The sequence below is a fragment of the Marinovum algicola genome (assembly GCF_900109145.1).
GTDB classification, from domain to species: domain Bacteria; phylum Pseudomonadota; class Alphaproteobacteria; order Rhodobacterales; family Rhodobacteraceae; genus Marinovum; species Marinovum algicola.
This window is the reverse complement of record NZ_FNYY01000005.1, coordinates 138,739-162,546: the sequence shown is the minus strand read 5'-3', so window position 1 is coordinate 162,546 and position 23,808 is coordinate 138,739. Positions and strand designations below refer to the sequence as shown.

At 59.9% G+C, this 23,808-nt stretch carries 18 protein-coding genes; 8 read left to right on the top strand and 10 right to left on the bottom strand.

Annotated features, from left to right (window positions below):
• The first annotated feature begins 113 nt into the window (after positions 1–113).
• Genes BMW90_RS09420 through BMW90_RS26320 form a run of 3 tightly spaced genes read left to right on the top strand, consistent with a single transcriptional unit; the run spans position 114 to position 7,378 of the window.
• On the top strand, positions 114–4,982 hold the full coding sequence (locus BMW90_RS09420) for a DEAD/DEAH box helicase (RefSeq protein WP_074836278.1): 4,869 nt from the start codon (positions 114–116) through the stop codon (positions 4,980–4,982).
• 3 nt (positions 4,983–4,985) lie between these two features.
• Positions 4,986–6,518, top strand: coding sequence for an AAA family ATPase (locus BMW90_RS09415; RefSeq protein ID WP_074836277.1), 1,533 nt, complete (start codon positions 4,986–4,988; stop codon positions 6,516–6,518).
• Positions 6,518–7,378: an HNH endonuclease gene (locus BMW90_RS26320; RefSeq protein WP_074836275.1), complete on the top strand. Its 861-nt coding sequence runs from the start codon at positions 6,518–6,520 to the stop codon at positions 7,376–7,378. Before BMW90_RS09415 ends, BMW90_RS26320 begins: the two co-directional genes overlap by 1 nt.
• Before the next feature lie 49 nt (positions 7,379–7,427).
• Here the strand turns inward: BMW90_RS26320 and BMW90_RS09405 are convergent, their stop codons facing one another.
• The 4 genes from BMW90_RS09405 to nrtS form a co-directional block, all read right to left on the bottom strand.
• Entirely contained in the window at positions 7,428–7,988 is a 561-nt protein-coding gene (locus BMW90_RS09405) for a recombinase family protein (protein WP_074836274.1), read from the bottom strand.
• Between the two features lie 585 nt (positions 7,989–8,573).
• On the bottom strand, positions 8,574–10,952 hold the full coding sequence (locus BMW90_RS09400; protein ID WP_074836272.1) for a hypothetical protein: 2,379 nt from the start codon (positions 10,950–10,952) through the stop codon (positions 8,574–8,576).
• Positions 10,953–11,281: 329 nt separating this feature from the next.
• A complete protein-coding gene (locus tag BMW90_RS09395; protein ID WP_139211293.1) occupies positions 11,282–12,631 on the bottom strand; it encodes a tyrosine-type recombinase/integrase in 1,350 nt (449 codons plus the stop codon).
• A gap of 217 nt (positions 12,632–12,848) precedes the next feature.
• On the bottom strand, positions 12,849–13,103 hold the full coding sequence (gene nrtS, locus BMW90_RS09390) for a nitrate/nitrite transporter NrtS (protein WP_074836269.1): 255 nt from the start codon (positions 13,101–13,103) through the stop codon (positions 12,849–12,851).
• Positions 13,104–13,317: 214 nt separating this feature from the next.
• On the opposite strand from nrtS, the gene BMW90_RS09385 reads away from it, so the two are divergent.
• From BMW90_RS09385 to BMW90_RS09370, 4 genes are all read left to right on the top strand, one after another.
• Positions 13,318–13,905: a uracil-DNA glycosylase family protein gene (locus BMW90_RS09385; RefSeq protein ID WP_074836268.1), complete on the top strand. Its 588-nt coding sequence runs from the start codon at positions 13,318–13,320 to the stop codon at positions 13,903–13,905.
• Positions 13,906–14,032: 127 nt separating this feature from the next.
• Positions 14,033–14,818: an SseB family protein gene (locus tag BMW90_RS09380; protein WP_074836266.1), complete on the top strand. Its 786-nt coding sequence runs from the start codon at positions 14,033–14,035 to the stop codon at positions 14,816–14,818.
• 115 nt (positions 14,819–14,933) lie between these two features.
• Positions 14,934–15,854: a manganese-dependent inorganic pyrophosphatase gene (locus BMW90_RS09375; RefSeq protein ID WP_074836265.1), complete on the top strand. Its 921-nt coding sequence runs from the start codon at positions 14,934–14,936 to the stop codon at positions 15,852–15,854.
• Positions 15,855–15,859: 5 nt separating this feature from the next.
• On the top strand, positions 15,860–16,732 hold the full coding sequence (locus tag BMW90_RS09370) for a hypothetical protein (protein ID WP_074836263.1): 873 nt from the start codon (positions 15,860–15,862) through the stop codon (positions 16,730–16,732).
• Here the strand turns inward: BMW90_RS09370 and BMW90_RS09365 are convergent.
• From BMW90_RS09365 to BMW90_RS09340, 6 genes are all read right to left on the bottom strand, one after another.
• Entirely contained in the window at positions 16,720–17,508 is a 789-nt protein-coding gene (locus tag BMW90_RS09365) for an extensin-like domain-containing protein (protein ID WP_074836261.1), read from the bottom strand. The genes BMW90_RS09370 and BMW90_RS09365 overlap by 13 nt on opposite strands.
• Before the next feature lie 18 nt (positions 17,509–17,526).
• Positions 17,527–18,450 (bottom strand): prephenate/arogenate dehydrogenase family protein, encoded by a 924-nt coding sequence (locus BMW90_RS09360; protein WP_048532752.1) that lies wholly within the window; start codon positions 18,448–18,450, stop codon positions 17,527–17,529.
• The gene (hisC, locus tag BMW90_RS09355; RefSeq protein ID WP_074836260.1) at positions 18,450–19,532 is read right to left on the bottom strand and encodes a histidinol-phosphate transaminase; all 1,083 of its coding nucleotides are present in this window, start codon (positions 19,530–19,532) and stop codon (positions 18,450–18,452) included. The genes BMW90_RS09360 and hisC overlap by 1 nt, the downstream gene beginning before the upstream one ends.
• Positions 19,533–19,834: 302 nt before the next feature.
• The gene (locus tag BMW90_RS09350; protein ID WP_074836258.1) at positions 19,835–21,256 is read right to left on the bottom strand and encodes a homospermidine synthase; all 1,422 of its coding nucleotides are present in this window, start codon (positions 21,254–21,256) and stop codon (positions 19,835–19,837) included.
• 77 nt (positions 21,257–21,333) lie between these two features.
• Positions 21,334–21,954, bottom strand: a complete 621-nt coding sequence (gene rpsD / locus BMW90_RS09345; RefSeq protein WP_048532758.1) for a 30S ribosomal protein S4 — start codon at positions 21,952–21,954, stop codon at positions 21,334–21,336.
• 191 nt (positions 21,955–22,145) lie between these two features.
• Positions 22,146–22,760 (bottom strand): DNA-3-methyladenine glycosylase I, encoded by a 615-nt coding sequence (locus tag BMW90_RS09340; RefSeq protein ID WP_074836257.1) that lies wholly within the window; start codon positions 22,758–22,760, stop codon positions 22,146–22,148.
• Positions 22,761–22,845: 85 nt separating this feature from the next.
• On the opposite strand from BMW90_RS09340, the gene BMW90_RS09335 reads away from it, so the two are divergent.
• A complete protein-coding gene (locus BMW90_RS09335; protein ID WP_244526472.1) occupies positions 22,846–23,682 on the top strand; it encodes an EAL domain-containing protein in 837 nt (278 codons plus the stop codon).
• Positions 23,683–23,808 lie beyond the last annotated feature (126 nt).

The window sequence follows — 23,808 nt, the reverse complement described above, 5'->3', positions numbered from 1 at the left end:
GCATTCATTTCGCCCGCTGTCTCGGTTGGCTAGACGGTCCGCACAATGCACGCTAGGGTTTTGGAGAGGCGAATAGCCAAAACAACAAAATCAATAAACTGAGGTCGTTACGGGTGCTTCTACAAGACATTTTGAATGAGTATCGCGCGTCAGCGCGGACCGAACGAGAGAAAGGCGACTATTTCGAACGCCTTGTTCGGGTATTTATGGAGAACGACGACATTCAACGTCAGTTTTATTCGAAAGTTGAGCCGTTCGCCGATTGGGCAACGTCGCAAGGCTGGAGCAACACTGACACCGGAATCGATCTTGTAGGGACTCTGTCGGACGGTTCTGGCTATGCGGCGATCCAGTGCAAGTTCTATGCACCCAACCACACCATCCAAAAGCCCGATATCGACAGCTTTATCTCGGCATCATCCAATGATCTGTTCACCCGGCTAGTAATCGCGGACACAACGCACAAAGAGCTTGGTCGCAACACACAGGAAACGCTGGATAAGCTCTCAAAGGATTGGAACCGGATCAGCGTCGCAGAGCTTGAGGCAAGCCGCATTGATTGGTCCCAGTTTATCCGTTCTGGCACGGTTAGCCTAGCACCCAAGAAACAACTCCGCGATCATCAGCGGGATGCATTGCGCGAAGTACAGGCAGGGCTGGAAACCGCAGATCGCGGTAAGCTGATCATGGCGTGCGGGACGGGTAAGACCTTCACGGGGCTACGAATTGCGGAAACACTGGCAGGTCCGGGAAAGCGCGTTCTGTTCATGGTCCCATCGCTTGCACTGATGTCCCAGACCGTTCGGGAGTGGACGAACGACAGAGAGCATCCGTTCACCGCATTCTCCGCCTGTTCTGATACGAAGGTCGGCCGCAGAGCTGACGCTGACAGCCTTGATCTAAACGTTCATGATCTGGCCTTCCCGGCGACGACAGACCCCGAAAAACTCGCCCGTCAGGTTCTGTCTGCGCCCTCAGATCAGATGACAGTGGTCTTCTCCACCTACCATTCCATTGACGTCCTCACCCGCGCCCAAAAATACCACGAACTACCGGTGTTCGATTTGGTGATCTGTGACGAGGCACACCGAACCACAGGCGTAACGCTGAAGGACGAGGACGACAGCAACTTTGTTCGCATCCACGACAACGACTATGTCGCGGCAAAGAAGCGCCTTTACATGACCGCGACGCCGCGCATCTTCGCGGATACGGCCAAGCGCAAGGCCGATGACTATGACGCTAAACTCGCGTCGATGGATGACGAGGCCAAGTTTGGCAAAGACCTGTTTCACCGGGGCTTTGGTTGGGCCGTCGAGAACCAGCTTCTGACAGACTATAAGGTGGTTGTACTCGCCGTTGACGAAGGCTTGGTCTCGCAGACCATTCAGAACCGTCTGAAGGATGGCCCAGAGCTAACGCTGGATGACGCGACAAAGATCATCGGTTGTTATAAGGCTCTGACGAAAAGCGACCTCGCGAAGGACCTCGAATTTGATTCGCGCCCCATGAAACGCGCGCTGGCCTTCTGTCAAACCATCAAGAAATCCGAGATCATCGAAGGCGAGTTCACAAAAGTGGTCGACGAATACGTTGGCAACGACCTGATCGAAGACGACCGCCATCTAAGCACCGAAGTTCGCCATGTTGATGGCAGCTACAACGCCAGCTCGCGGGAGGAAATGCTCAACTGGCTAAAGGCGGACGCAGGCGACAACACGTGCCGCATTCTCACCAATGCCAAGGTGCTTTCTGAGGGCGTCGACGTGCCCGCTCTGGACGCGATCATGTTCATGCACCCCCGTAAGAGCCAGATCGACGTTGTGCAGTCTGTAGGCCGCGTTATGCGGCGCGCTGAAGGCAAGAAGCTGGGCTATGTGATCCTGCCCGTCGCCATTCCGCCCAATACGAAGCCAGAGGACGCCCTCAACGACAACGAGCGGTACAAGGTCGTCTGGCAAATCCTCAACGCCCTACGCGCCCACGACGAGCGTCTGGACGCCCGCATCAACCAAGCCGAACTGGGCGAGGATATCAGCGACAAGGTAGAGCTGGTCAGCATATCCTCGGAGAGCGAGCTGAGGGAACTGACAGCCGTCGTCGACGACTTCGACACCAACAAGCAGAAGCGCAGCAAACCCGGTTCGGAGATTGGCAAGGAGGGCCCAGCGCCACGCAGAACGGACGACGCTGACGCGCAACAAGCCTTTGTCTTTGACGAGTTCACCCGCGCCATCATGGCGAAGATCGTCGAGAAATGCGGAACCCGCGAATACTGGGATAAATGGGCCAAGGACATCGCAGAGATCGCCCAGACCCACATCACCCGCATCAAGACCATCGTCGCGCAGGAAGGGCCAGAGCGCGAAGCCTTCCTCGCCTTCCTTGCTGAACTCCAAGACGACCTAAACCCCGAGATCACCGAAGACGAAGCGATTGAGATGCTCGCCCAGCACCTCATCACCAAACCCGTCTTCGACGCCCTGTTCAAAAGCAGCGATTTCACAAAGGAAAACCCGGTCTCCCGCGCGATGGAGATCGTGCTGGGCCAGCTTCACCAGCACAACCTGTCTAAGGAATCCGAAAGCCTTGAAAAGTTCTACGCCAGCGTCCAGCGCCGTGCAGAGAATGTGGTCACGGCAAACGGGCGGCAAGAGCTGATCCTGAAGCTTTACGACAGCTTTTTCAAAGGCGCGTTCCCTGTCCTCACCCAGCGCCTTGGCATCGTCTACACCCCCGTCGAAGTGGTCGACTTCATCCTGCATTCTGTCAACGACGTGCTGAAGGCCCAGTTTGGACAAACGCTAGGGTCCCAAGGTGTCCACATCCTTGACCCCTTCACTGGAACGGGCACCTTCATCACCCGCTTGCTGCAATCCGGCCTGATCGCGCCGGAAGAGCTGGAGCACAAATACAAGAACGAGATTCACGCCAACGAGATCGTGCTGTTGGCCTATTACATCGCCGCTGTGAACATCGAGACGGTCTATCACGAGCTGGCGCAGGGAGAGTTGAACAAGGATGCTCCCTATGAGCCGTTCAAGGGCATTCTGCTGACCGATACTTTCCAGATGTACGAGCAAGAGCGCGATATGGTCGCCAATCTCCTGCCCGACAACTCGGAACGCCGGACCAAGCAAAAGGCGCTGGATATCCGCGTGATCATCGGCAATCCGCCTTACTCTGGTGGACAAGAAAACGCGAACGACGATGCTGCTAACATTAGCTATCCTCAGCTCGATTCAGCGATCCGTGACAGTTACGCAGAGGCATCCAAAGCTAAACTGAAAAATCAGCTATACAACAGCTACATAAGAGCGTTTCGCTGGGCGTCAGATCGGATAGGCGATGCGGGCGTAATGGCATTTGTTGCTGGAAGCGCATGGATCGAACGGGGCTATGCTGATGGGATGCGCAAGTGTCTCGTTGAAGAGTTCAGCGATCTCTACATTTTTCATCTTCGTGGCGACGTGCGGAAGAGCATGCTCTCCAAGGGGGCGGCCCGTGAAGGCCAAAATATTTTTGAGTCCGGCAGTATGACCGGCATTTCCATAGCTGTTCTGGTCAAGAATACGGGAAAAACCGATCATGGCCGGATACATTTTCACGATATTGGTCCAGACCTTACAACTGCTGAAAAGAAGAATGTTATTCGGAACTTTGGCTCTATTGATGGGATTGCCAAGAGCGTTGGTTGGGAGACCATCACTCCCGACGAGAAGAACGACTGGCTTGATCAGGTGGACGCCAGCTTCGATAAATACATAGAGATCGGGTCTCGATCAGCAGATGATCAACCTACGGTGTTCGCGACGTTTTCGAATGGTGTATCTACAGCCCGCGATACTTGGGTTTATGGGTTTTCCGAAACGAAGCTGCAAATAAATGTCCGCGAGACGATGGAAACTTTTAACGCCGAAGTCGCCGAAAAAGCTTCTCTAAAGGACGTTGTTCGCGATCCAAAGCGGATCAAATGGTCCGCAGACCTAGAAAAAACCTTCGAGCGGGGTAAGCGGCTCAGATTCAAAAGCGACCGAACGAGGTTGGCAACGTTCCGCCCATTCGAAAAGACATACCTCTACTATGATGGGAGCATAATTGAGCGCGCCGGAGGCTTCGCATTGGTTCCTGAAGATTCGAGGATAATCTGCCTTTCAGGCAAAGGCGCACGTAGCGGCTTCTCTGTGCTTTGTGTGGATGTGCTCCCAAATTACGACATGATCGAAAAGAGTAAGTGTTTTCCTCTCTATCTCTATGAAGAAGCCCAACCCGGTGACGGCCTCTTCGCCGCCTCAGGCGATCAGACAGTCGGCCTCACCCGCCGCGATGCAATTACCGATGAGGGCCGCGCGCATTTCCAAGCCGCCTATTCGGGCGAAGAGATCAGCAAGGAAGACCTGTTCTATTACATCTACGGCCTGCTGCATTCGCCCGACTACCGCGAGCGGTTCGCCAACAACCTCGCCAAGGCGCTGCCCCGTATCCCGGCGGTCCGCACCTTCGCCGATTTCGTCGCCTTCCGCGACGCAGGCCGCGCGCTGGGCGATCTGCATGTGAACTTTGAGAGCGTTGAGCCATATATGGTCACGTTCAAAGAAGGCGATCACCGGCTTATCCCGGAGGCCCAGAGCGATCCCGTCGCGTTCTACCGCGTCAAGCACACCACCAAATGGAAGTGGGGCGGCAAGGGCAAGGAAAAGGACCTCACGACCGTCATCTACAACGACAACATCACGCTCCAGAATATTCCGCTTGAGGCCTACGACTACGTCGTCAACGGCAAGCCCGCGCTGGAATGGGTGATGGAACGGCAGGTCGTGAAGACCGACAAGAAAAGCGGCATCGTCAACGACGCCAACGACTACGCCAACGAGACGGTCGGCGATCCCAAATATCCGCTGGAGCTATTCCAACGGGTGATCACCGTCAGCATTGAAACGATGAAGATCGTGAACGGCCTTCCGCCGCTGGATATCGACTGAGCCATGCAGTTTCGCGTCATTTCAAGAGACACTTCGGTTCCTTCCAAGGGGGTCAACACGGTCTACCTGAAGGTCGACCGCTGGAACGACTATTCGTTCGTGACGATGTTCGAGGTTTACGTATTCGACGAAAACGGAGAGCAAAACCAGCTTAGCAACGTAAAGATTGGCTTTGTGGGGCAAACGGAAGAAACCTCAACTTACTCGACGCTTGATGAGCCATTTACTGAGCTTCCTGAGGGCTATTTCTCGTTGGGAACAGACGTCGACTACTATCATGAACTTGCGAGGGATTACTCTGAAGAGTTCCGGGAGGAATACCTTGAGGCGCTGAAGGACGTAGTTCACAATCGAAAGCTCTTGGAACTTGCTTGTGAAGAGTCCGTTTTCCAAACCTCACATCTGCGCGGAGTAAGCATCAACACTATCGAGGAACAGTTCCGTCGGGTACTTGCAGGTGGGGTCCCGGTTACTGACTTCGACTTCTGTTTCGTTCTGCCAGAAGACAAAGAATTCGCCGGCTATACTCTTGATTTTAAGGTGAAAGCCAATTCCAAGCCTAGCTCTAACATTCATGCCATAATCGGCAGGAATGGGGTGGGAAAGACGACGCTCTTGAACCAAATGATCTACTCCATTTTGGAAACAGGCGATACGGCGGGGGAATTTCAAGAGAGGAACCTGTTCGGGAACGAGCCCATCGGTGATGATTTTTTCAGTAGTCTAGTCTCAGTTTCGTTCAGTGCTTTCGACCCCTTCGCTCCCCCACCGGAGCAACCGGACCCAAAGAAAGGGACTTGCTACTTTTACATAGGTCTTAAGGACGATGAGGATGAAAGCGGGACACTTTTAAAGCCGATTTCTGACCTGCATACTGAATTCGTCGAAAGCCTGAAGCTTTGCTTGAGTGAACCGGGAAAACGGAAACGCTGGCTCAAAGCCGTTCAGACGTTGGCATCGGATGACAACTTTGCAGAGAAGGCGCTCGAAGAGCTTTCGGAGCTTCGCGGGAGAACACTCGCTGATGAAGCCCTCGAACGTATTCAAACTATGAGCTCTGGACATGCAATTGTTCTTCTAACGATTACCAAGCTCGTATCACGGGTTGAAGAAAAGACACTTGTTTTGTTTGACGAACCTGAAAGCCACTTGCATCCCCCACTGTTGTCTGCGCTCGTCAGAAGCTTGAGCGAATTGCTGCACGACCGTAATGGCGTGGCAATAATTGCAACGCACTCCCCGGTTGTACTTCAAGAGGTGCCGAAATCATGCGTCTGGAAAATAACGCGTTCGGGACTTGCTTCGTCATCGTCGCGTCCCGATGTTGAAACCTTTGCTGAGAATGTTGGCCTGCTTACGAGAGAGGTGTTTGGACTGGAGGTTGCAAAGTCAGGGTTCAATGCGCTTCTGCAAAAAGAAGCTGAAACTAGCAGTTCCTATGAGGATATACTGGATGTCTTCGACGAACAGATAGGATTTGAAGGACGTGCAATCCTTAGATCTCTTTTGCACGAGAAAAGTCGGCAGAGCCAATAATGAAGCGACTAGTAGCACCCGAAATTAGCTTCGAAGAGGCTTTTGAGGCTTGCATGGATGGTGTCGGTCCTGCGGCGATAGAGAGTCGGTATCGAGACAACCTAGCGCCATGTGCCCCCATTGAGCATGACTACGTTGCGAAAGCCGCCGCTGGGGAATTGTACTTGCTGCCAAGAATTCCGTCTCTTCGAGGTGTCGACCAAGAGGTCTTTGGAGAATTGCGAAAGTCACATTTGATTAATCTGTACGAGCGGTACCTAAGGCCGGAAGGAAAGCCCGGGCGGAACATCTACCAACAGATTAAAGTCAGCGCCAATGGCAAGTGCCCTTTTTGCGGGGGCATCGGTCACGTGAGAACTCTCGATCACTTCGTTCCAAAAGCGAATTTTCCAACCTATTCAGTCGTACCCGGAAATCTTGTTCCTTGTTGCCGTGACTGCAATTCTGACAAGCTCAATTCCTACCCTGAAGAGATGGCTGCGCAGGTGTTGCACCCGTATTTTGACGACCAGAAGTACTTCTCAGAACAATGGGTCTTCGCGCAAGTTATCGAGGCCAGTCCGCCCGTGGTCGAGTTCTTCGTTCAAGCGCCGGAACACTGGGAGGCTTTTGCTCAGCAAAGGGTTGAGGCGCATTTCATAGAATATGGCCTAGCCGAAAAGTTCGGAACTGAAGCTGCCGCTGATCTCCCAGAGACTATCCAAACTCGCGCAACGAGTTTGCTGAACTTCAGCGCCGATGAGTTCTCCAACTATTTATTGGAAAAGAGCCAAACCCTAGCTCTTCCAATAAACAACTGGCGAAGGGTCATGTTCTTAGCGCTTGCAAGGTCAGATTGGTTTTGTTCTCAGGAGTATTGAGGTTGGAGGTGCTATGCTCATCTGGAATCTCCAACACCCGCGACCAAGACTACTGTTCACGGACTATCCGATAAACGCTGTCTCGGCTGATGCCCAGTTCGCGAGCAGCGGCGGCTTTGGAACCATTATTCGCTTCAAGTGCTGCCTGAACGTCTTTTAGTTGAATTTTGGCAGGCCGTCCCCTGAACGGGCTGTCTATACCTTTGGCCAAGGCTGCATCAATTCCTTCGCGCTGACGCTCTTTGCGAAGTTCTGTTTCGAATTCACCTATTGCCGCGATCATCGTAAAGAACAAACGACCGGCGGGGGTGCCGGTGTCGATTTCCTGTTCAAGCACTTTGAGGTTCACGCCTTTCTCTTCCAGTGTCTCAGCGATTTGCAGCAGATCGCGTGTTGAACGCGCGAGACGATCCAAACGGACGCAGACGACGGTGTCGCCCTTCCGGACGTAGTCCATCATGCGTTCCAATTCGACGCGCCCCTGCCTTTTCGTTCCGCTCTTCTTCTCCGCGAATATCCGCTCGCAACCTGCGCCCGCTAGGGCGGCGCTCTGAACATCTAGTTTCTGGCCTGCACTAGAAACCCGTGCGTAGCCTATCACTTCACCCATCTGCTGAACTCCAGTGTCCGATTTGACTATCTGTATTAACCATACTGTCTGATAAATGATTCGTTAAGTCTAATCTGACACATCTGAACGACTTTCTCATGTCCGTTTAGCGTATACTCAAATCGGACGTCGTGCGGTGAGCACCTTGCAGCATAGAGAGCCTCAAACCTAGCACTCGCAACGATTCGAACACGCGGACTTGTCGCGGGGGTGTGCGGGCACATGCCCGCGTCAAGAAAACGCTATATTTCATAGGCTTGGGCGAATCCTGCGGACTGCGGGCTATATTCCGCGAGAATCCACGAGCGGATGTAAGCATGTTTTCTCGCCTGATCGGTTCGTCCCTCGTGTGTACCGAAGCGATCATAGGTTCTTTTGAAGCACCGAAAGATATCAGGATCCGAAGGAAGACCTAGAACGAACTTCAAGCCCGCAACGGAGACCTTCGCTGCAAAAGAACCAAGAAAAACAGGGGTGCGGGGCTGCGGACCTTCAAACCCGCTGAACCCCGCATCCGCCAGCCCATGCCCGCAACACTGCACAGGATTGCCCCCCGCTAACGCGGGGGGTGACAACGACGGCGCATCAGTTGATCCGGCGCTTGCTCATTTCCCAGAAGTATTGGTTTTGAGACTGCGGGTCGGGAGCCTCCGTGAAACTGATCGCGTACCGCACTTCCTCATCACCCTCGAATGAAGTTACCTCATATGCACGGCGGGCAGTCTCGCGGAAAGCGGTGACGATGCCGCGCGCATGATTGTAGCTCCCATCATCACGATTGTAGCCCCAGCCGTCCAACAGGAGAGGCTTGCCGTCATCCGCCACGTTCAATTCATCCTTGATACTAAAGACTGCAACTCCCTTACGTCCTCGTATCTCAGCGGTGCCGCCGGCCCGGAACAAGGTTCCATCGCAATGGGTAGATGCAAGGTGCTGAATGAACATCTCAACCCCATTGTCGCCACCGATCGCACCATATGAGCGGAGACGCGCCTCATTTTCCAAGAACCCTCGGATTCCTGCGTCGCGAAGGATTCCTCCCATAACGCGGCTCCATGACTCGAAGCTTGCCTTCGGCCTCCCGGTCCATGGCTTCATCCCCTTGGCGACCCAGTTCTGAACCAATGTCAGGATCGCCCAGACCAGCTTGGGTCGGTTTTCCTGAGTCCAAGATTCCAGATCAGAATGGCGAAAGCCCGTCCTGTTTTCAGGGTTCGGCGTCTTCGCGTCGAGTTCAATCATGACCATTCGGCGAAGGATTTCGCTAGTTCCCTTGATGTTGTTGGCAGCGGCGACCCATGTATGGCGGACGTCTGCCTCCACCATGCGACTGGACCCCAAAAGGCGCGTCCGCACCCTGCCTTCAGACACGTTTGACGCGAATGAACCCAGAGAGATTGCTGCGTTCATGTTGTCGAAGAAGGTGAACTCGGAAGAATGATTGATGTGTGCGCCCATTACCTTGGCATACTCTTCGTCTGACGAAGGCATAGGCTCTGCCGCTGCCTTTCTTCCGGTCGCTGCAAGTGTAATTGCGCCTACTAGTCGGCCAGCTCCAGTCCCGGGTGCCGGCTTTGTTGGAGCATAAACAGGAGTTGGGCCAGCGATTAAATCGCGAACGGAGCGTTCGATACACATACAGACTGCGTGGGCTATTGAAGGCATTGGCTGGCTGCCGGGTACGTTGTGCAAGCCGCGATTCATGCGTTCGCAGCGGTCAAGAATCCCCTCAAAGGGGAAATCGCCCATCATTTCTTCGATCAATAGCTGCTTTGCGTCGTGGACTTCCTCGGGCGAAGGTTCAGCACTAACGGCTGGCACATCTAACTCACAGTCAAGGAACGTTTCGGATAACTTGTCATACCCAGCAGTGTCGACCCGACGTCCGTTCGAAGTAAAGTAGGGCGAAGACTTTACCTCAGCAAGGACCGCATATTTCTTGTCTAGCCGATTGTAGTTGTGCCTTACGATCTGCTTAGGGGCGAATTCAATCCTCTTGTCATCCTCGCCCTTCCTGCGAAGCCACCGCGTATTTGAGTCGAGAATCGTACCGAATTGCGCCTCACTGAGCATCCTGCGGCTACCTTCGTGCAGATCACATACATCGCCCTTGAACACATAGATTACAGGATCACCATTCGCATCCACTGCTTCGTCAAGCCGATCCTGTGCGAACTCAGCCATTTCATGGTCAGACCATTCGTTCACCACAGGGATTGTATCCGCTCCGCGCTTTGGGCGGTTTGCCGAGGCCTGCTCGGCTACAATTCGATTTACAACTTTTCGCGCATCGCGCTTCCCTAAGTGGACGTGATTGCTCTCGACAAAGCGATCCACAAGGTAGTTCATCGCTTGAAGATCAGTTTTGAAGTTGATCGTCCGGCACAGGCGGCGGATGAGGGCGTCAAGTTCCAGAGAGTCAATGCGCGCCTTGACCCCGGCAAGGGCTTTGTCGATCTGTGCGAAGGCCGTCGGTTTCTTTACCTTGGCTCGTGGCTGCTTTGATTTCTCTTCAGCCACCCGTTGGCGATCATAGGCCTCCAACTTCTGCTGGAAAAGGATGCAGCGTGCATCGCGGTATGCGAATTCCAAGGTTCTGTCGCCCACAGGCCAATCGGAAAACCTCTGTTCTACAAAGCTGATCAGGATCGCCGCTTGCTTCTTGGTCGGTTGCCAGTTTTGACAGGACAGATCAACATGCAACCCATGTTTTGAAAAAAGTTCATGCGCTGTGAGACATGCAGCAGCAAGCTCCCAGTCTGATCGAGGATCGCTGGAAGGCGCTTGCAAGAGTTCTTCTAGGCCCGCCCATTCATCTTCTGCCATCCCGCTGAGGCCAGAAGTTGAGCCGAGGTACACGGGTACGAGCGCAGGACACTCTCCCGTGTCATATTCGAAGGTGCCTTGCTCATCGATCTCAACGAAATTTTCGTTGAAACTGTTCTTATTCTGGTCTAGCGCCATGCTGGGTCTCCTTTCTAAGCGGAGACCTCGAAACTTACAGGAAAGGTCTCCAACGATTTTGAATTGAACGCGTCATGTGACGTCTCCTGATTCGCTCATGAAGTCTTGTGCCGGAGCGTTCGGCGGTTTCGATGCTTGATAAATAGATTCGAGATTTTCGCAAGTCAATGCTTTTTCGTTGAAGCGTGAGTTTCCGGAGGGCGCGAGAATGGCGTAGGGCATTATTAATGCAACTTCTTCCCGGTTGCACTCGCACTGGTCCATAGCCGCTGTAGGGAGGTATCTCTCAAGACACCCCCTGCCCTATTGGGTCCCCTCGCCTTCAAGAATTAATCAGGTAAGTCCTCAGCCAAATCATCCGGCGTTAGGTCTTTTCGATACCATTTATCCACGTCGTACGCAGGCAAGCCAGCTTCTACTTTTCTGAGGGCTTCTTCATCCAATGTTTCCAAGAAGCGCAGGTAGCGGTCGGTGTCTTTGTCCTGTTGTGCGTTGATGATTTTGGTGACCGCGCCTTGCGTTACAAAATCCGCCCATTCTTGCATGATCGCCCTGCGCTGCTCCAAGAGATCGCTTCTGAAGTAAGCGGCGGTGACTTCTTTCTTAGTTTGGTGCGCGAGCGCCAGTTCAGAAAGTTCTTGGTCTGCGCGATCGGTCTCACGAAGGAAGTCTGTCACGGTTGAGCGGATGCCGTGGCCTGTTGTGTCGATGTTCTGCCTTTTGAAATACTGGAGGAACGCATTTTCTGATAGTACACCCCGCTTGTTCTTGGGTACAGGGAATACGTACCCAGAGGCGTCCCGCCACCGATCGGCCTGCATCAGCAATGTAATCGCCTGCTTCTGCAATGGGACTCGGAAGGGTTGGCCTGTTTTCGTATCCTCCTCCGCGAGCGTCCAAATCGCCTGACGGCGATCGACTTGATCCCAACGCATGAAGCGAATGTTGGATGTCCTTACAACAGTCAGCACCATCAGTTTTAGTGCAGTGTGAGTCATGGAACTTGTTAGATCTGCATAAACAGGGGGCCATTCTTTCCAATGCAACGCACGTGCAGACACGCGTTTGTGCTTGCCTTGCGGACCAAGCTTTCTGAAGGCGTCTTCTATTATCTGGAGGTCAAACGCTTCATCTGCCCTTGCGTATTCCATTGCCATTCGGAACCGGTTGAATGCCTTACGTGCCGTGTCTTTCTTTGAGGTCCAAATCGGTTCGAAAGCTGCCACGATCTTGTCGGCAGTTAAGGTCTCTACGGTCTCGTGTCCAAGGTGCGGTAGAACGTGATGCTTGACTGGCGACCACCATCGCCCAGCCTCTCCCTCGCCCTTCAGAGAGCGCTTGTGGGTCTCAAAGAACGTCGTGAAGATGTTGTCTACCGTTCGGTAGTTTCGTGCGCTGCCGGCCCTCTCTGCGTCTCTAGCTGTTTTGGGGTCTCGCCCCAAACTTTTCAGCCGCTGCCAGTATTTGTGCTGCTCCCTCGCGTCAGCGAGCGACACGGTCGGGTAAGGACCCAAGCCCATCTTGGTTGTACGCTTGTCGATCTGGTATCTGTAATGGAATGACGCAGCACCAGTCGCGGTGCTGACGAAGTAGAGGCCGCCCCCATCATGCAATGTGACATCCTTGTTCATGGCGGCGCGCAGTGCGCTGTCTTTCAACTTATGCAGGGTGCGGGTCAAATGGGCCAATCCTATAGACACTTCTATGTACAGTTTTTCGACTGTGATCGCGCATTTTTTCCGGTAAGTCACTGAGAAAAATAAGGCAATAGTGTGGCAGTGGTGCCGCCCCCGGGCACCATTTAGACCCAAGACCTCTTCAAGATCAGCGCTTTAAAGGCCAATTCCGTCCAACCGCAGCGTCGCGCGGTCAGCCTTGGCGCCCCTTGATTTCCGGTCAGCCGGCATCGCGCTCGCGGATGGCCAGTACCGAGGAATAGGTCGAGACCGAAAAGGGCACCAGGAAGGTCAGGCAGATCTTGGCGAATTGCCCGGCGTTCACCGTTCCCGCAAGGATCGCGTCGCCGTGGTTGAGCAGCCCCAGAACGGTCCCGACCACAATCGCCACGCGAAACGCGCGGGTGACAACCGATCTGCGGGTCGCGATCCGGATAATTCCCTCGCGGGACGTGCCGCCCGTGGTGCTGGTCATTGGCTCTTTCTCCCGGCTCGGCGCTGCGCCGCCGGCCCAAGGCACGCTGTTGCGCGACGCGCGGCGGCAGACGTCCCCGCAGAAAGCAGGTCTGCCGGCGAAAGTCGAGCCTGCGGGGCGCCGGCGCAAGACACGCCGCGCTGCTTCGGCCTGCTCCGGCGCGGCTTTGTCGGTGCCGGCTTGTGTCCGTCCGGCCCGGGCCTATCTAAGCAGCATGAGCGACCTGCACACCGCGATCTCTGCCTGCCGGCTCTGCGCCGCGCGATTTGCCGCGACCCGCACCCGGCATACCCCGCGGCCGGTGGTCTGGTTCGATCCAGCGGCACGGCTGCTGATCGCGAGCCAGGCGCCGGGGCTGCGGGTGCATGAGGCCGGGGTGCCATTCTGGGACCGGTCGGGCGACCGGCTGCGGCACTGGCTGGGAGTGGACAAGGACACCTTCTACGACCGCAGCCGCATCGCCATCCTGCCCAACAGCTTCTGCTTTCCCGGCTATGACGCCAACGGCAGCGATCTGCCGCCGCCACGGCTCTGTTCCGAAACCTGGCACAGTCGGGCGATGGCATCGATGCCCAACCTGCGGCTCAAGCTCGTGATCGGCGGCCATGCCCAGAAATGGCATCTGGGCACGCGCCGCCCGGTCACCGAGGTGGTGCAGGACTGGCGCGCGGCGCCCGAGGGCGTCATCCCCCTGCCCCATCCCTCCTGGCGCAACACCGGCTGGCTGAAGAGGAACCCCTGGTTCGAGGCCGATCTGGTGCCGGAACTGCAACGCCGCGTGCGCGAGGTTCTGGCGGGCTGAGCCGATGTTGTCGGCGCCTTTCGCTTGCCTCGTCGGCCCGGGCGCACTACCCGAGAGCGAAAGCAACCCCGGGGCCCGCGGCCGATCTGCCGCCGTTTCCCCGGACACGAGGCAAGGAGATGCCGAGATGACAGACCCCACGCCGCTCGACCTGGCCCATGCCGCGATGGAGGCGGCGCCCGAAGATGACGCCGCGCGCCTGCGGTTTTACGAGCGGCTGGCCGATGGCGAGGTCTTTCTGCTGCTCGCCGGCGCGCCCGAGGGCGAGAACGTCGAGCCCGAGCTGTTCGACGTGGCCGATGCGCGCTTCGTGCTGGTCTTCGACCGCGAAGAGCGGCTGGCGCGATTCACCGGCCGGATCTCGCCTTATGTCGCGCTCTCGGGACGGGCGATTGCCGGCATGCTGGCCGGTCAGGGCATCGGACTGGCGGTCAACCCCGAGGTGGCGCCGTCGCAGATCCTGATCCCGCCCGAAGCGGTCGACTGGCTGGCCGAGACCCTGTCGGACGGCCCCGCCGAGGCCGAGGCGCGGCCCGAAGAGATCACCGCGCCGCGCGGCCTGCCTGAGGCGCTGCTGACCGCGCTCGATGCCAAGCTGGCCAGCGCCGGCGGGCTGGCGCGTTTTGCCTATCTGGCGGGCGTTACCTATACCGGCGGCGCGCGCGGCCACCTGCTGGGCTTTGTCGGCGCGACACCGGGGGCCGAGCCGGCGCTGGCGCGGGCGATCAACGAGGCCTTGACCTTTTCCGGGCTGGAGGCGGCGGCGCTTGACGTGGCCTTCTTTGCCACCAGCGATCCGATGGCGGCGACGCTGGCGCGCCACGGGCTGCGCTTCGACCTGCCGCAGCCGCCGACACCGGAGGATCGCCCCGCCCCCGGCAGCGACCCCGACAAGCCGCCGATCCTGCGCTAAAGCGGAGCCGGGCGCGAAACCCCACCCATCGTCGCACCCTTACCCGCCCCCGTGACATCGCGGAACCTGCCGCCTATAAGGCGCGAAACATCCCATCTCCCCGAGGACGACATTCATGACCATCCAGGTTTTCGGCCATAAATCCCCCGACACCGATTCCACCGGCGCGCCCATCGTCTGGGCCTGGTATCTCTCCGAGATCAAGGGCACCCCCGCCGCGCCCAAGCTGCTGGGCGAGCCCAATACCGAAGCCGCCTTCGTGCTCGCGCATTGGGGCCTCGACAAGCCCGAGATCATTTCCGGCGTCGCCGCCGATGCGCCGGTCGTCATCGTCGACACCAACAACCCGGCCGAGCTGCCCGAGGGGATCAACGACGCCGACATCCAGGCCATCATCGACCACCACAAGCTGGTCGGCGGGCTGGAAACCAAGGGCCCGATCGACATCCGCATCGAGCCGCTCGCCTGCACCGCGACCATCATGTACAAGATGATCGGCGACGATCTGGCGCAGGCCCCGAAGGCGATCAAGGGCGCGATGCTGTCCTGCATCATTTCCGACACGCTGGAATTCCGCTCGCCCACCACCACGCAGGAAGACCGCGCCATCGCCGAAGCGCTGGCCAAGGATCTCGGTGTCGAGATCGGCGACCTGGCGGAAAAGATGTTCGCCGCGAAATCCGACGTCTCGGCGTTTTCCGACGCCGAGCTGCTGCGGATGGATTCCAAGGAATATGGCGTCGGCGACACCAAATTCCGCGTCTCGGTGCTGGAAACCACCGCGCCCAAGACTGTCCTCGACCGCAAGGACAGCCTGATGACCTCGATGCAGGAGGTGGCGAAAGAGGATGGCGTCGATCAGGTGCTGCTCTTCGTGGTCGACATCCTGAACGAGGAATCGACCCTGCTGGTGCCCAACGAGCTGGTGAAAAACGTCGCCGCCAAGAGCTTTGACGCCGAAGCCGCCGGCGACACGCTGGTCCTGCCCGGCGTGGTCAGCCGCAAGAAGCAGATCATTCCGAACCTCAAGGTCTAATTGCGGTGGGCCTGTTCGGTCTCTCGAAAACCTCGGGCGCGCTGCCGGACTTCGCCGCGCTCCCGGTCGAAAAGGCCATCGCTTCGCTCGCGGCGCTGCCGGCAGCGCGCAAGAACAGGGCCGCGGCCTCGGTGCTCTACTCCGCCCGGGCCCGGCCATCGGCACTCGACGACCAGATCACGCTTTTCGACGCGATTGCCGCGCTGCCCGACCTCGCGCCGCATCACCGCGCCAATGCCCGCATTGCCCGGACCCACAAGGCACTGGAGCTGGGCGACGACACCCGTCTCTCGGAAGGCCTGGCGCCGCTGCTGGCGCTCGGTGACGAGATCGCGGCGTTTTCCACCAGCGAGGACATCCGGCAGGATCGCTGCCACGTCGGCTTTTCCCGGGCCTATGTGGCGCTGAACGCGGCGCTGATGCTGGGCGATGCCGCGCTGCTGGCCGATCTCGCCACCGAGGCGGTGGCGCTCTGCCGCAGCCAGCTTGCCCGGCCCCTGCCCGCCGGGTTCTACCGCAGCTCGGCCAATGTCATGCGCTGCCTCGCCTTCGCCCTCGTCTCGGACCGCCAGGAGAAAGAGCCGGCACAGGCGGAGGAAATCGCCGATCTCGCCCAGGTCGTCTTTTCCCGGGCGCTCGACCTGCGCCCGCCCCCGGGGCGGCGCGAAAAATCCCGCAAGGTCAGCTCGGGCATCCCGATGCCGGACGCGGAGTTCATGCGCACCGCGGCGCTGGCGCAACTTCTGAGCCAATGGGCGCGGAGCCGGGGCGCAGAGCGCCGGGCCCTGTCCGACATGATCGGCGACCTCGCCGTGGCCCAGCGCACCCCGAACCAGCGCGACAGGCTGCGGGCCGCCTGGCAGGCTCAGCGACAGTAGGCGCCGCCGCGATGGCGCGCGGTGTCGTAGTGCAGATGATCCTCGTGATAGCCGTCTGACCCCGGCCCCAAGGTGGTGCCGAAAATGCCGCAGGCCGCGCCATGCGCCCGCTGCAACGCGCGCCCCTTGCGGCCCCGCCGCCAGTCGCGCAGCACGTTGAGCGTGTCCCCGTTGACCAGGACAATCTCGGAAATGTCGATCGCCTTGGCCTTGCCGTGTTCGCTGATCCTGGCGCCGGGCCGGTTGTTGCGGGTGCGGCACGAATAATGCGCCGCGACACGCAGACCGGCGATGCCGCCGCCCATCTTGCCCACCGCCGGCCGCAGCCCGGTGTCGACCCAGGACTGCAAGGCCCGCGCGGTGCCGCAGGTCAGCACCGCGCGCTGGCTGAGCTGCACGCCCGAGACCGCCGAGACCCGGACCGCCCGGTCGGTGCCGCAGCCGGCAATCCGGCCGGCCACGGGGCCGATCTCTTCGCCTTCGACCCCCACCAGCCCGCAGAGTTGGCCGCGCGGCTTTTCGCGCTGTGCCATAATCTTGGTCACGAACCCCTCGGGGCGCACCGTGGGCCGGGGCGAGCGCAGCGGGCGCAATGGCAGGGGTGGCAGCAGTTGCGCCCGGGACATGGACGAGAGAAAGACCCCGACCGACCGCGCCACCGGCCGCAGGCTGGTTTCGGGCGCCATGGAGCTGGCGGAGGCAGAGGTGGCCAGAAGGCCGGTCAGCAGCACGGGCAGTACCCGCCTTGTCACAACCCGCGTCGCCAGCCCCCGCATCAACCGCCCCTCGTTACCCTACCTGTCGTGTTTCTTCGCCCGTCCGAAATCCGGGGCATCGGTGTCCTGCCCGGCCTCGATGATACCACGCCTGATCGCCCGCGTCCGGGTGAAATAATCGAACAATTCCTCGCCGTCCCCGGTGCGGATCGCCCGTTGCAGGGCAAACAGCTCTTCGGTGAAGCGACCGAGCATTTCCAGCGTCGCCTCTTTGTTGGTGAGGAAGACATCGCGCCACATCGTCGGATCGGAGGCGGCGATGCGGGTGAAATCCCGAAACCCGGCGGCCGAGAACTTGATCACCTCCTGGTCGGACACGCGGGAGAGATCGTCGGCCACGCCCACCATCGTATAGGCGATCAGGTGCGGAATATGGCTGACCACGGCGCAGACCAGATCGTGATGCGTCACTTCCATCCGCTCGCAATTGGCGCCAAGTGCCTGCCAATAGGCCTCGACCCGCTCCACCGCAGCCCTGTCGGCGCCGTCGGGCGGCACGATCAGCGTCCAGCGGTTGTCGAACAGCGAGGCAAAGCCCGCCTCCGGCCCGGAATGCTCGGTGCCGGCCATCGGGTGGGTCGGCACGAAATGCACGCCGTCGGGCACATGCGGACCGACCGCCTCGACCACGGCGGCCTTGACCGAACCGACGTCAATCACCGTGGCGCCGGGTTTCAGATGCGGGGCGATGGCCTCGGCCACCACGCCCATCGCGCCCACCGGCACCGCGAGCACGATCAGATCGGCGCCCTCGACAGCCGCCTCGGCGCTGTCGCAGACCGTATCGCAGAGCTGGATGCGGCGTGCCGTGTCGCGCGTCGCCTGCGAGCGGGCGTAGCCGCTGATTTCCGCGGCGACACCGCCGCGCCGCATGGCATGGGCCATCGACGACGCGATCAGCCCGAGCCCGATCAGGGCAACCTTGCCGTAGATCTGCGCCATCAGCCGCCCTCCCGCCAGCGCGAGAGCGCGGCGATCACCCGGCCGGTCTGATCGGCGTCGCCGACGGTGATGCGCAGACCCTCGGGGAAGCCGTAGCCGCCCACCCCGCGCACCAGAATGCCGGCGGCCTGCAAGGCCCGATCGGCCGCCTCCGCCTCGGCCGCGTCGGCAAATCGCGCCAGCACGAAATTGGTCTCGCTGTCGTCGCAGGCCAGGCCCAACTGCCGCAGCGCGCCGGTCAGCCGCGCCCGCTGATCGCGGTTGAGCGCCACACAGTCGCGCAGCCAGTCCGCATCGCGCACCGCCGCCTCGGCCGCCGCCATCTGCAATTCCGACAAGTTGAACGGCTGGCGCAGCCGGCGCAGAACGTCGATCATCTCCTGCGGGCCATAGCCCCAGCCGACACGCAGGCCGCCAAGGCCGTAAATTTTGGAAAAGGTCCGCGTCATCAGAACGTTGGGCCGTTCGGTCGCCAGCGCCGCGCCGCCGTCGTAACCCTCGGCGAATTCGGCATAAGCGGCGTCGATCACCAGGATGACGCGCTCGGGCAGACCATCGGCCAGCCGCAACAGCTCTTCGTCGGCGAGCAGCGTCCCGGTGGGGTTGCCGGGATTGGTGAGAAGCACCATCCGGGTGCGCGCGGTCACTGCGTCAAGAATGGCATCGACATCCACCCGCCGCCCGGCCTCGGGCACACGCACCGGCGTCGCGCCGGTCATATGGGTGAGAACCGGATACATCGAGAAGCCATGTTCGGTGTGGATGATCTCGTCACCCGGTCCGGCATAGGCCTGGGTGACGAATTGCAGCACCTCGTCCGAGCCGACGCCACAGATGATCCGCTCGGGGTCGAGCCCGTGCACCGCGCCGATGGCGCCGCGCAGGGCGGCGTGATCGGTCGAGGGATAGAGATGCACCTGCCCCGCCGCCGCCACGATGGCCGCCTGCGCGCCGGGCGGCACGCCCAGCGGGTTTTCGTTCGACGAGAGTTTGAGCACGTCGTCACGCCCGGCGATCTTCGACTTGCCGCCCTGGTAGAGGGCAATCTCCATGATCCCGGGTTGCGGGGTGATCAGCGTCATGAGGGGCTCCTTTCAGGGCAACCTCTTAGAGCGCCCGGGCAGACAAGGGAAGGTGCGCAGTGCCGCGGAGCGGCGACGGCGCGGCACCACCGGCGGCTCTCCGGGCGCGATGCGCGGGGGAGCCGGCCACGAGGTCCCGGCGCGGCGGCCGGGACGGGGGCATGCGGCCCGGCTGCGGAAGATCGCCTTTGGGGGCGGTTGCGCTCAACAGGCGCCGGCCATCGGAGGCAACCCGCCCCGGCCCCCGCGCCGGGGCCGGGGCCGCTCGGCCGGCAGGCGGCACGGGGCGCTCCCCGCCCGCCTCAGCTCGCCAGCACGTTGCGGAACAGCCAGGGATCGCTTTCGTCGATGTCCTCCGGAAAATGCTCCCAGCGGTCCTTGAGCGGGGTCCAGTCGGTATAATGCGCCTCGACCGGCCCGAGGTAGGGTCGTTGCACCTCGAGACAGCGCGCATGGTCCATCTCGTCGGTCTCGACGATGCCGGCCTGCGGGTTCTCCAGCGCCCAGACCATGCCGGCGAGCACCGCAGAGGTCACCTGCAAGCCGGTGGCGTTCTGATAGGGCGCCAGGTCGCGGGTCTCTTCGTTCGACAGGCGCGAGCCATACCACAGCGCGTTTTTCTCGTGCCCGAAGAGCAGCACGCCCAGCTCGTCGATGCCCTCGACGATCTCGTCCTCGGTGAGGATGTGGTGTTTCTGCTGCTGTTGGCCCGAACCGAACATCTCATGCAGCGACAGCACGGCGTCATCGGCGGGGTGATAGGCGTAATGACAGGTCGGGCGGAACTCGGGATCATGCCCCGCGCCCACGGTGTAGTAATCGCTGATCGAAACGGCCTCGTTGTGGGTCACCAGAAAGCCGAACTGCGGGCCGGGCGTGGGACACCAGGTATGAACGCGGGTGATGGCGCCCGGACGCTCCAGCCAGATCGCGGATTTGCAGCCGGTTTCCTGGCGATGGGCATTTTCGGGGAACCAGGTCTCATGCGTGCCCCAGCCGAGCTCCGCCGGCTGGAACCCTTCGGCGATGAACCCCTCGACCGACCAGGTGTTGACGAAAACGCCCCGCGGCCGCGGCGTGCGCCGCGCCTGGGTGTCGCGCTCGGCGATATGCACGCCCTTGACGCCCAGAGATTGCATCAGCTTCGCCCAGCCTTCGCGGTCGGCGGGCGCCTCGGCCTCGCGGCCGGTGTCGCGGGCCAGCGTCAGCAGCGCCTCCTTGACGAACCAGCTCACCATGCCCGGGTTGGCGCCGCAGCAGGAGACGGCGGTGGTGCCGCCGGGATTGGCTGCCTTCTCGTCGCGCACCTTCTGCCGCAGGGCATAGTTGGTGCGCGCGGCATTGTCCTCGGTGTCGAAATAGTAGCCGGCCCAGGGTTCGACCACGGTGTCGATGTAGAGCACCCCAAGCTCGCGGCAGAATTTCATGATATCGAGCGAGGAGGTATCGACGCTGAGGTTGACACAGAACCCCTTGCCGTCGGGGAACAACCCGCCCAGCACCTCGCGATAATTTTCGGCGGTGAGCGCCACGTCGATGAAGTTCAGCTTGTGCTGGCGCAGGAAGTTGTGGTGGCTCTTGTCGGGCTCCACCACCACAAAGCGATCCGCATCATATTCGAAATGCCGTTCGATCAGCGGCCAGGTGCCTTTGCCGATCGAGCCGAAACCGATCATCACGATCGGGCCGTCGATGCGGCCATAGATGGGATAGTCCTGAGTCATGCCTGTCTCCTCGGGGCCGGAACAAAAAAAGGCCGCGCAAGCAGCGCGGCCTTTCGGAACATCAGTGCCAGAACGATTTAGTTCTGTGCGTAATATTCGATGACGAGATTCGGTTCCATCACAACCGGGTACGGCACGTCGGAAAGACCGGGCGCGCGCACGAAGGTGGCGGTCAGCTTGGAGTGATCGGTGTCGATGTAATCGGGCACGTCACGCTCGGCCAGCTGGGTGGCTTCGAGGATCGCGGCCATCTGCTTGGATTTCTCGCGGACTTCGATCACGTCACCCTCTTTCACGCGGTAGGAGGGGATGTTGACGCGGCGGCCGTTCACGGTGACGTGGCCGTGGTTCACGAACTGACGGGCGGCGAACATGGTCGGCACGAATTTGGCGCGGTAGACCACGGCGTCGAGACGGCGCTCGAGCAGGCCGATCAGGTGCTCACCGGTGTCGCCTTTCAGACGCTCGGCTTCGCGGAAGATCCGGCGGAATTGCTTTTCGGTCAGGTCGCCGTAGTAGCCTTTCAGCTTCTGTTTGGCGCGCAGCTGGAGGCCGAAGTCGGACAGTTTGCCCTTGCGACGCTGACCGTGCTGGCCGGGGCCGTATTCGCGGCGGTTGACCGGGGACTTCGGACGGCCCCAGATGTTTTCGCCCATGCGGCGGTCGATCTTGTACTTGGCAGACGTGCGTTTGGTCACGGCTGATCTCCTTTACCTTGGCTCCGCAACCTGATCCGAAACCGTTCCAAATCGGTCCCGCCCCGGCCCTGCTGCGGCGATATAAAGGGCGTTGTCCTCTAAGACCCCGTTGCCGGGGCTTCGACAGGCATCCCCTTGCGGGGGCCACCAACACCAATGAAGCCGCGCGTATACAGCAGCGCGCGGCAGAGTCAACAGGGCGCGCGCCTCTCACCTGACGGATCGGCGCCTTCGGCCAGCGCCGCGCAGGCGGCATGCCGCGGGCAGCAGACCAGATGGTCGTTGACCAGTCCGCAGGCCTGCATGAAGGCATAGGTGATCGTCGGGCCGCAAAACCGAAAGCCGGCCTTCTTCAAGTCCTTCGACACCCGCTGGGACAGCGGTGTGAAGCCCGGCACCTCGGCATCGCTGGCCCAGCGGTTCTGTAGCGGCACGCCATCGACGTACCGCCAGAGGAAATCGTCGAACCCCTGCCCCAGCTCGCAAAAGGCCCGGGCATTGGAGATTGTGGCCTCGATCTTGCCGCGATGACGCACGATGCCGGGATCGGCCAGCAACCGCGCCACCTCGGCCTCGCCCCAGCCGGCGATCACCTGCGGGTCGAACCCGGCAAAGGCCGCGCGAAAGGCCGCGCGCTTCTTGAGAATCGTGATCCAGCTCAGCCCGGCTTGAAAGCCGTCGAGGATCAGCTTTTCCCAGAGCGCGCGGGCATCGTATTCCGGCACGCCCCATTCGGTGTCATGATAGGCAAGGTAAATCGGCTCCGGCCCGGCCCAGCCACAGCGCCTGCCACCTGCATCCGCCATCTGCCCTCCTCGCTATTTCGACCTTGTAAACCCCAGATTAAACCTTGTGGCGCAGATTGGCCGGGACCGCAACGGAGGGTCTTGGATGAACGAGCGACGGACTGACATGCGCGGGCGCCGCCAAAACGGCAACGCGCTGGCCGAGGCGCTGATGCTGCGCGACCGTGACACCCTGCGCATGGTCGATGAGGCGGTCAGGCACAAGCAGGTGATGCTGGCCTTTCAACCCGTGGTGCAGGCGCGCCGCCCCGACCGCATGGCGTTTTACGAGGGGCTGATCCGGGTGCTCGACGAGACCGGAAGGGTGATTCCCGCCGTCGATTTTATTCAGCCGATAGAAGAGAGCGAAACAGGCCGGCGGATCGACTGCCTGGCGCTGGAAAAGGGCCTGCTGACGCTGGCGTGCACGCCGTCCCTGCGGCTTGCGATCAACATGTCGGCGCGCTCGATCGGCTATCGGCCCTGGATGCGCACGCTGGACCGCGGGCTCAAGGCCGATCCGACGGTAGGCGAACGGCTGATTCTCGAGATCACCGAAAATTCGGCCATGCTGGTGCCCGAAATCGTCATCGGATTCATGTCTGACCTGCAAAAACGCGGGATCGCCTTTGCGCTCGACGATTTTGGCGCCGGCTTTACCGCCCTGCGACATTTTAAGCAGTTCCAGTTCGATATCCTCAAGATCGACGGCCAGTTCATCCGCAACATCCATGCCGATCCCGACAACCAGGTGCTGACCCAGGCGATATTGGCGATCGCACAACAGTTCGACATGTTCACAGTGGCCGAGAATGTGGAAAATGCCGAAGATGTGTCGGCACTTACGGCGATGGGCGTCGACTGTCTGCAAGGCTATTTCTTCGGCGCGCCCACGGTGTCTCCGGGCTGGCTTGACGGCCGCAAGGCCCGGGCCAGCGCCTGAGATTTCAGCACCCTTGCCGACCATTCCGGCAGTTGTAAATCGCGGCTGCGACATGCACGTCAAGCGGTACGGGAACTGTTGTGGCATGGTCAGGCTTACGTTATGGCATCGTCTCGAGCGGCGGGA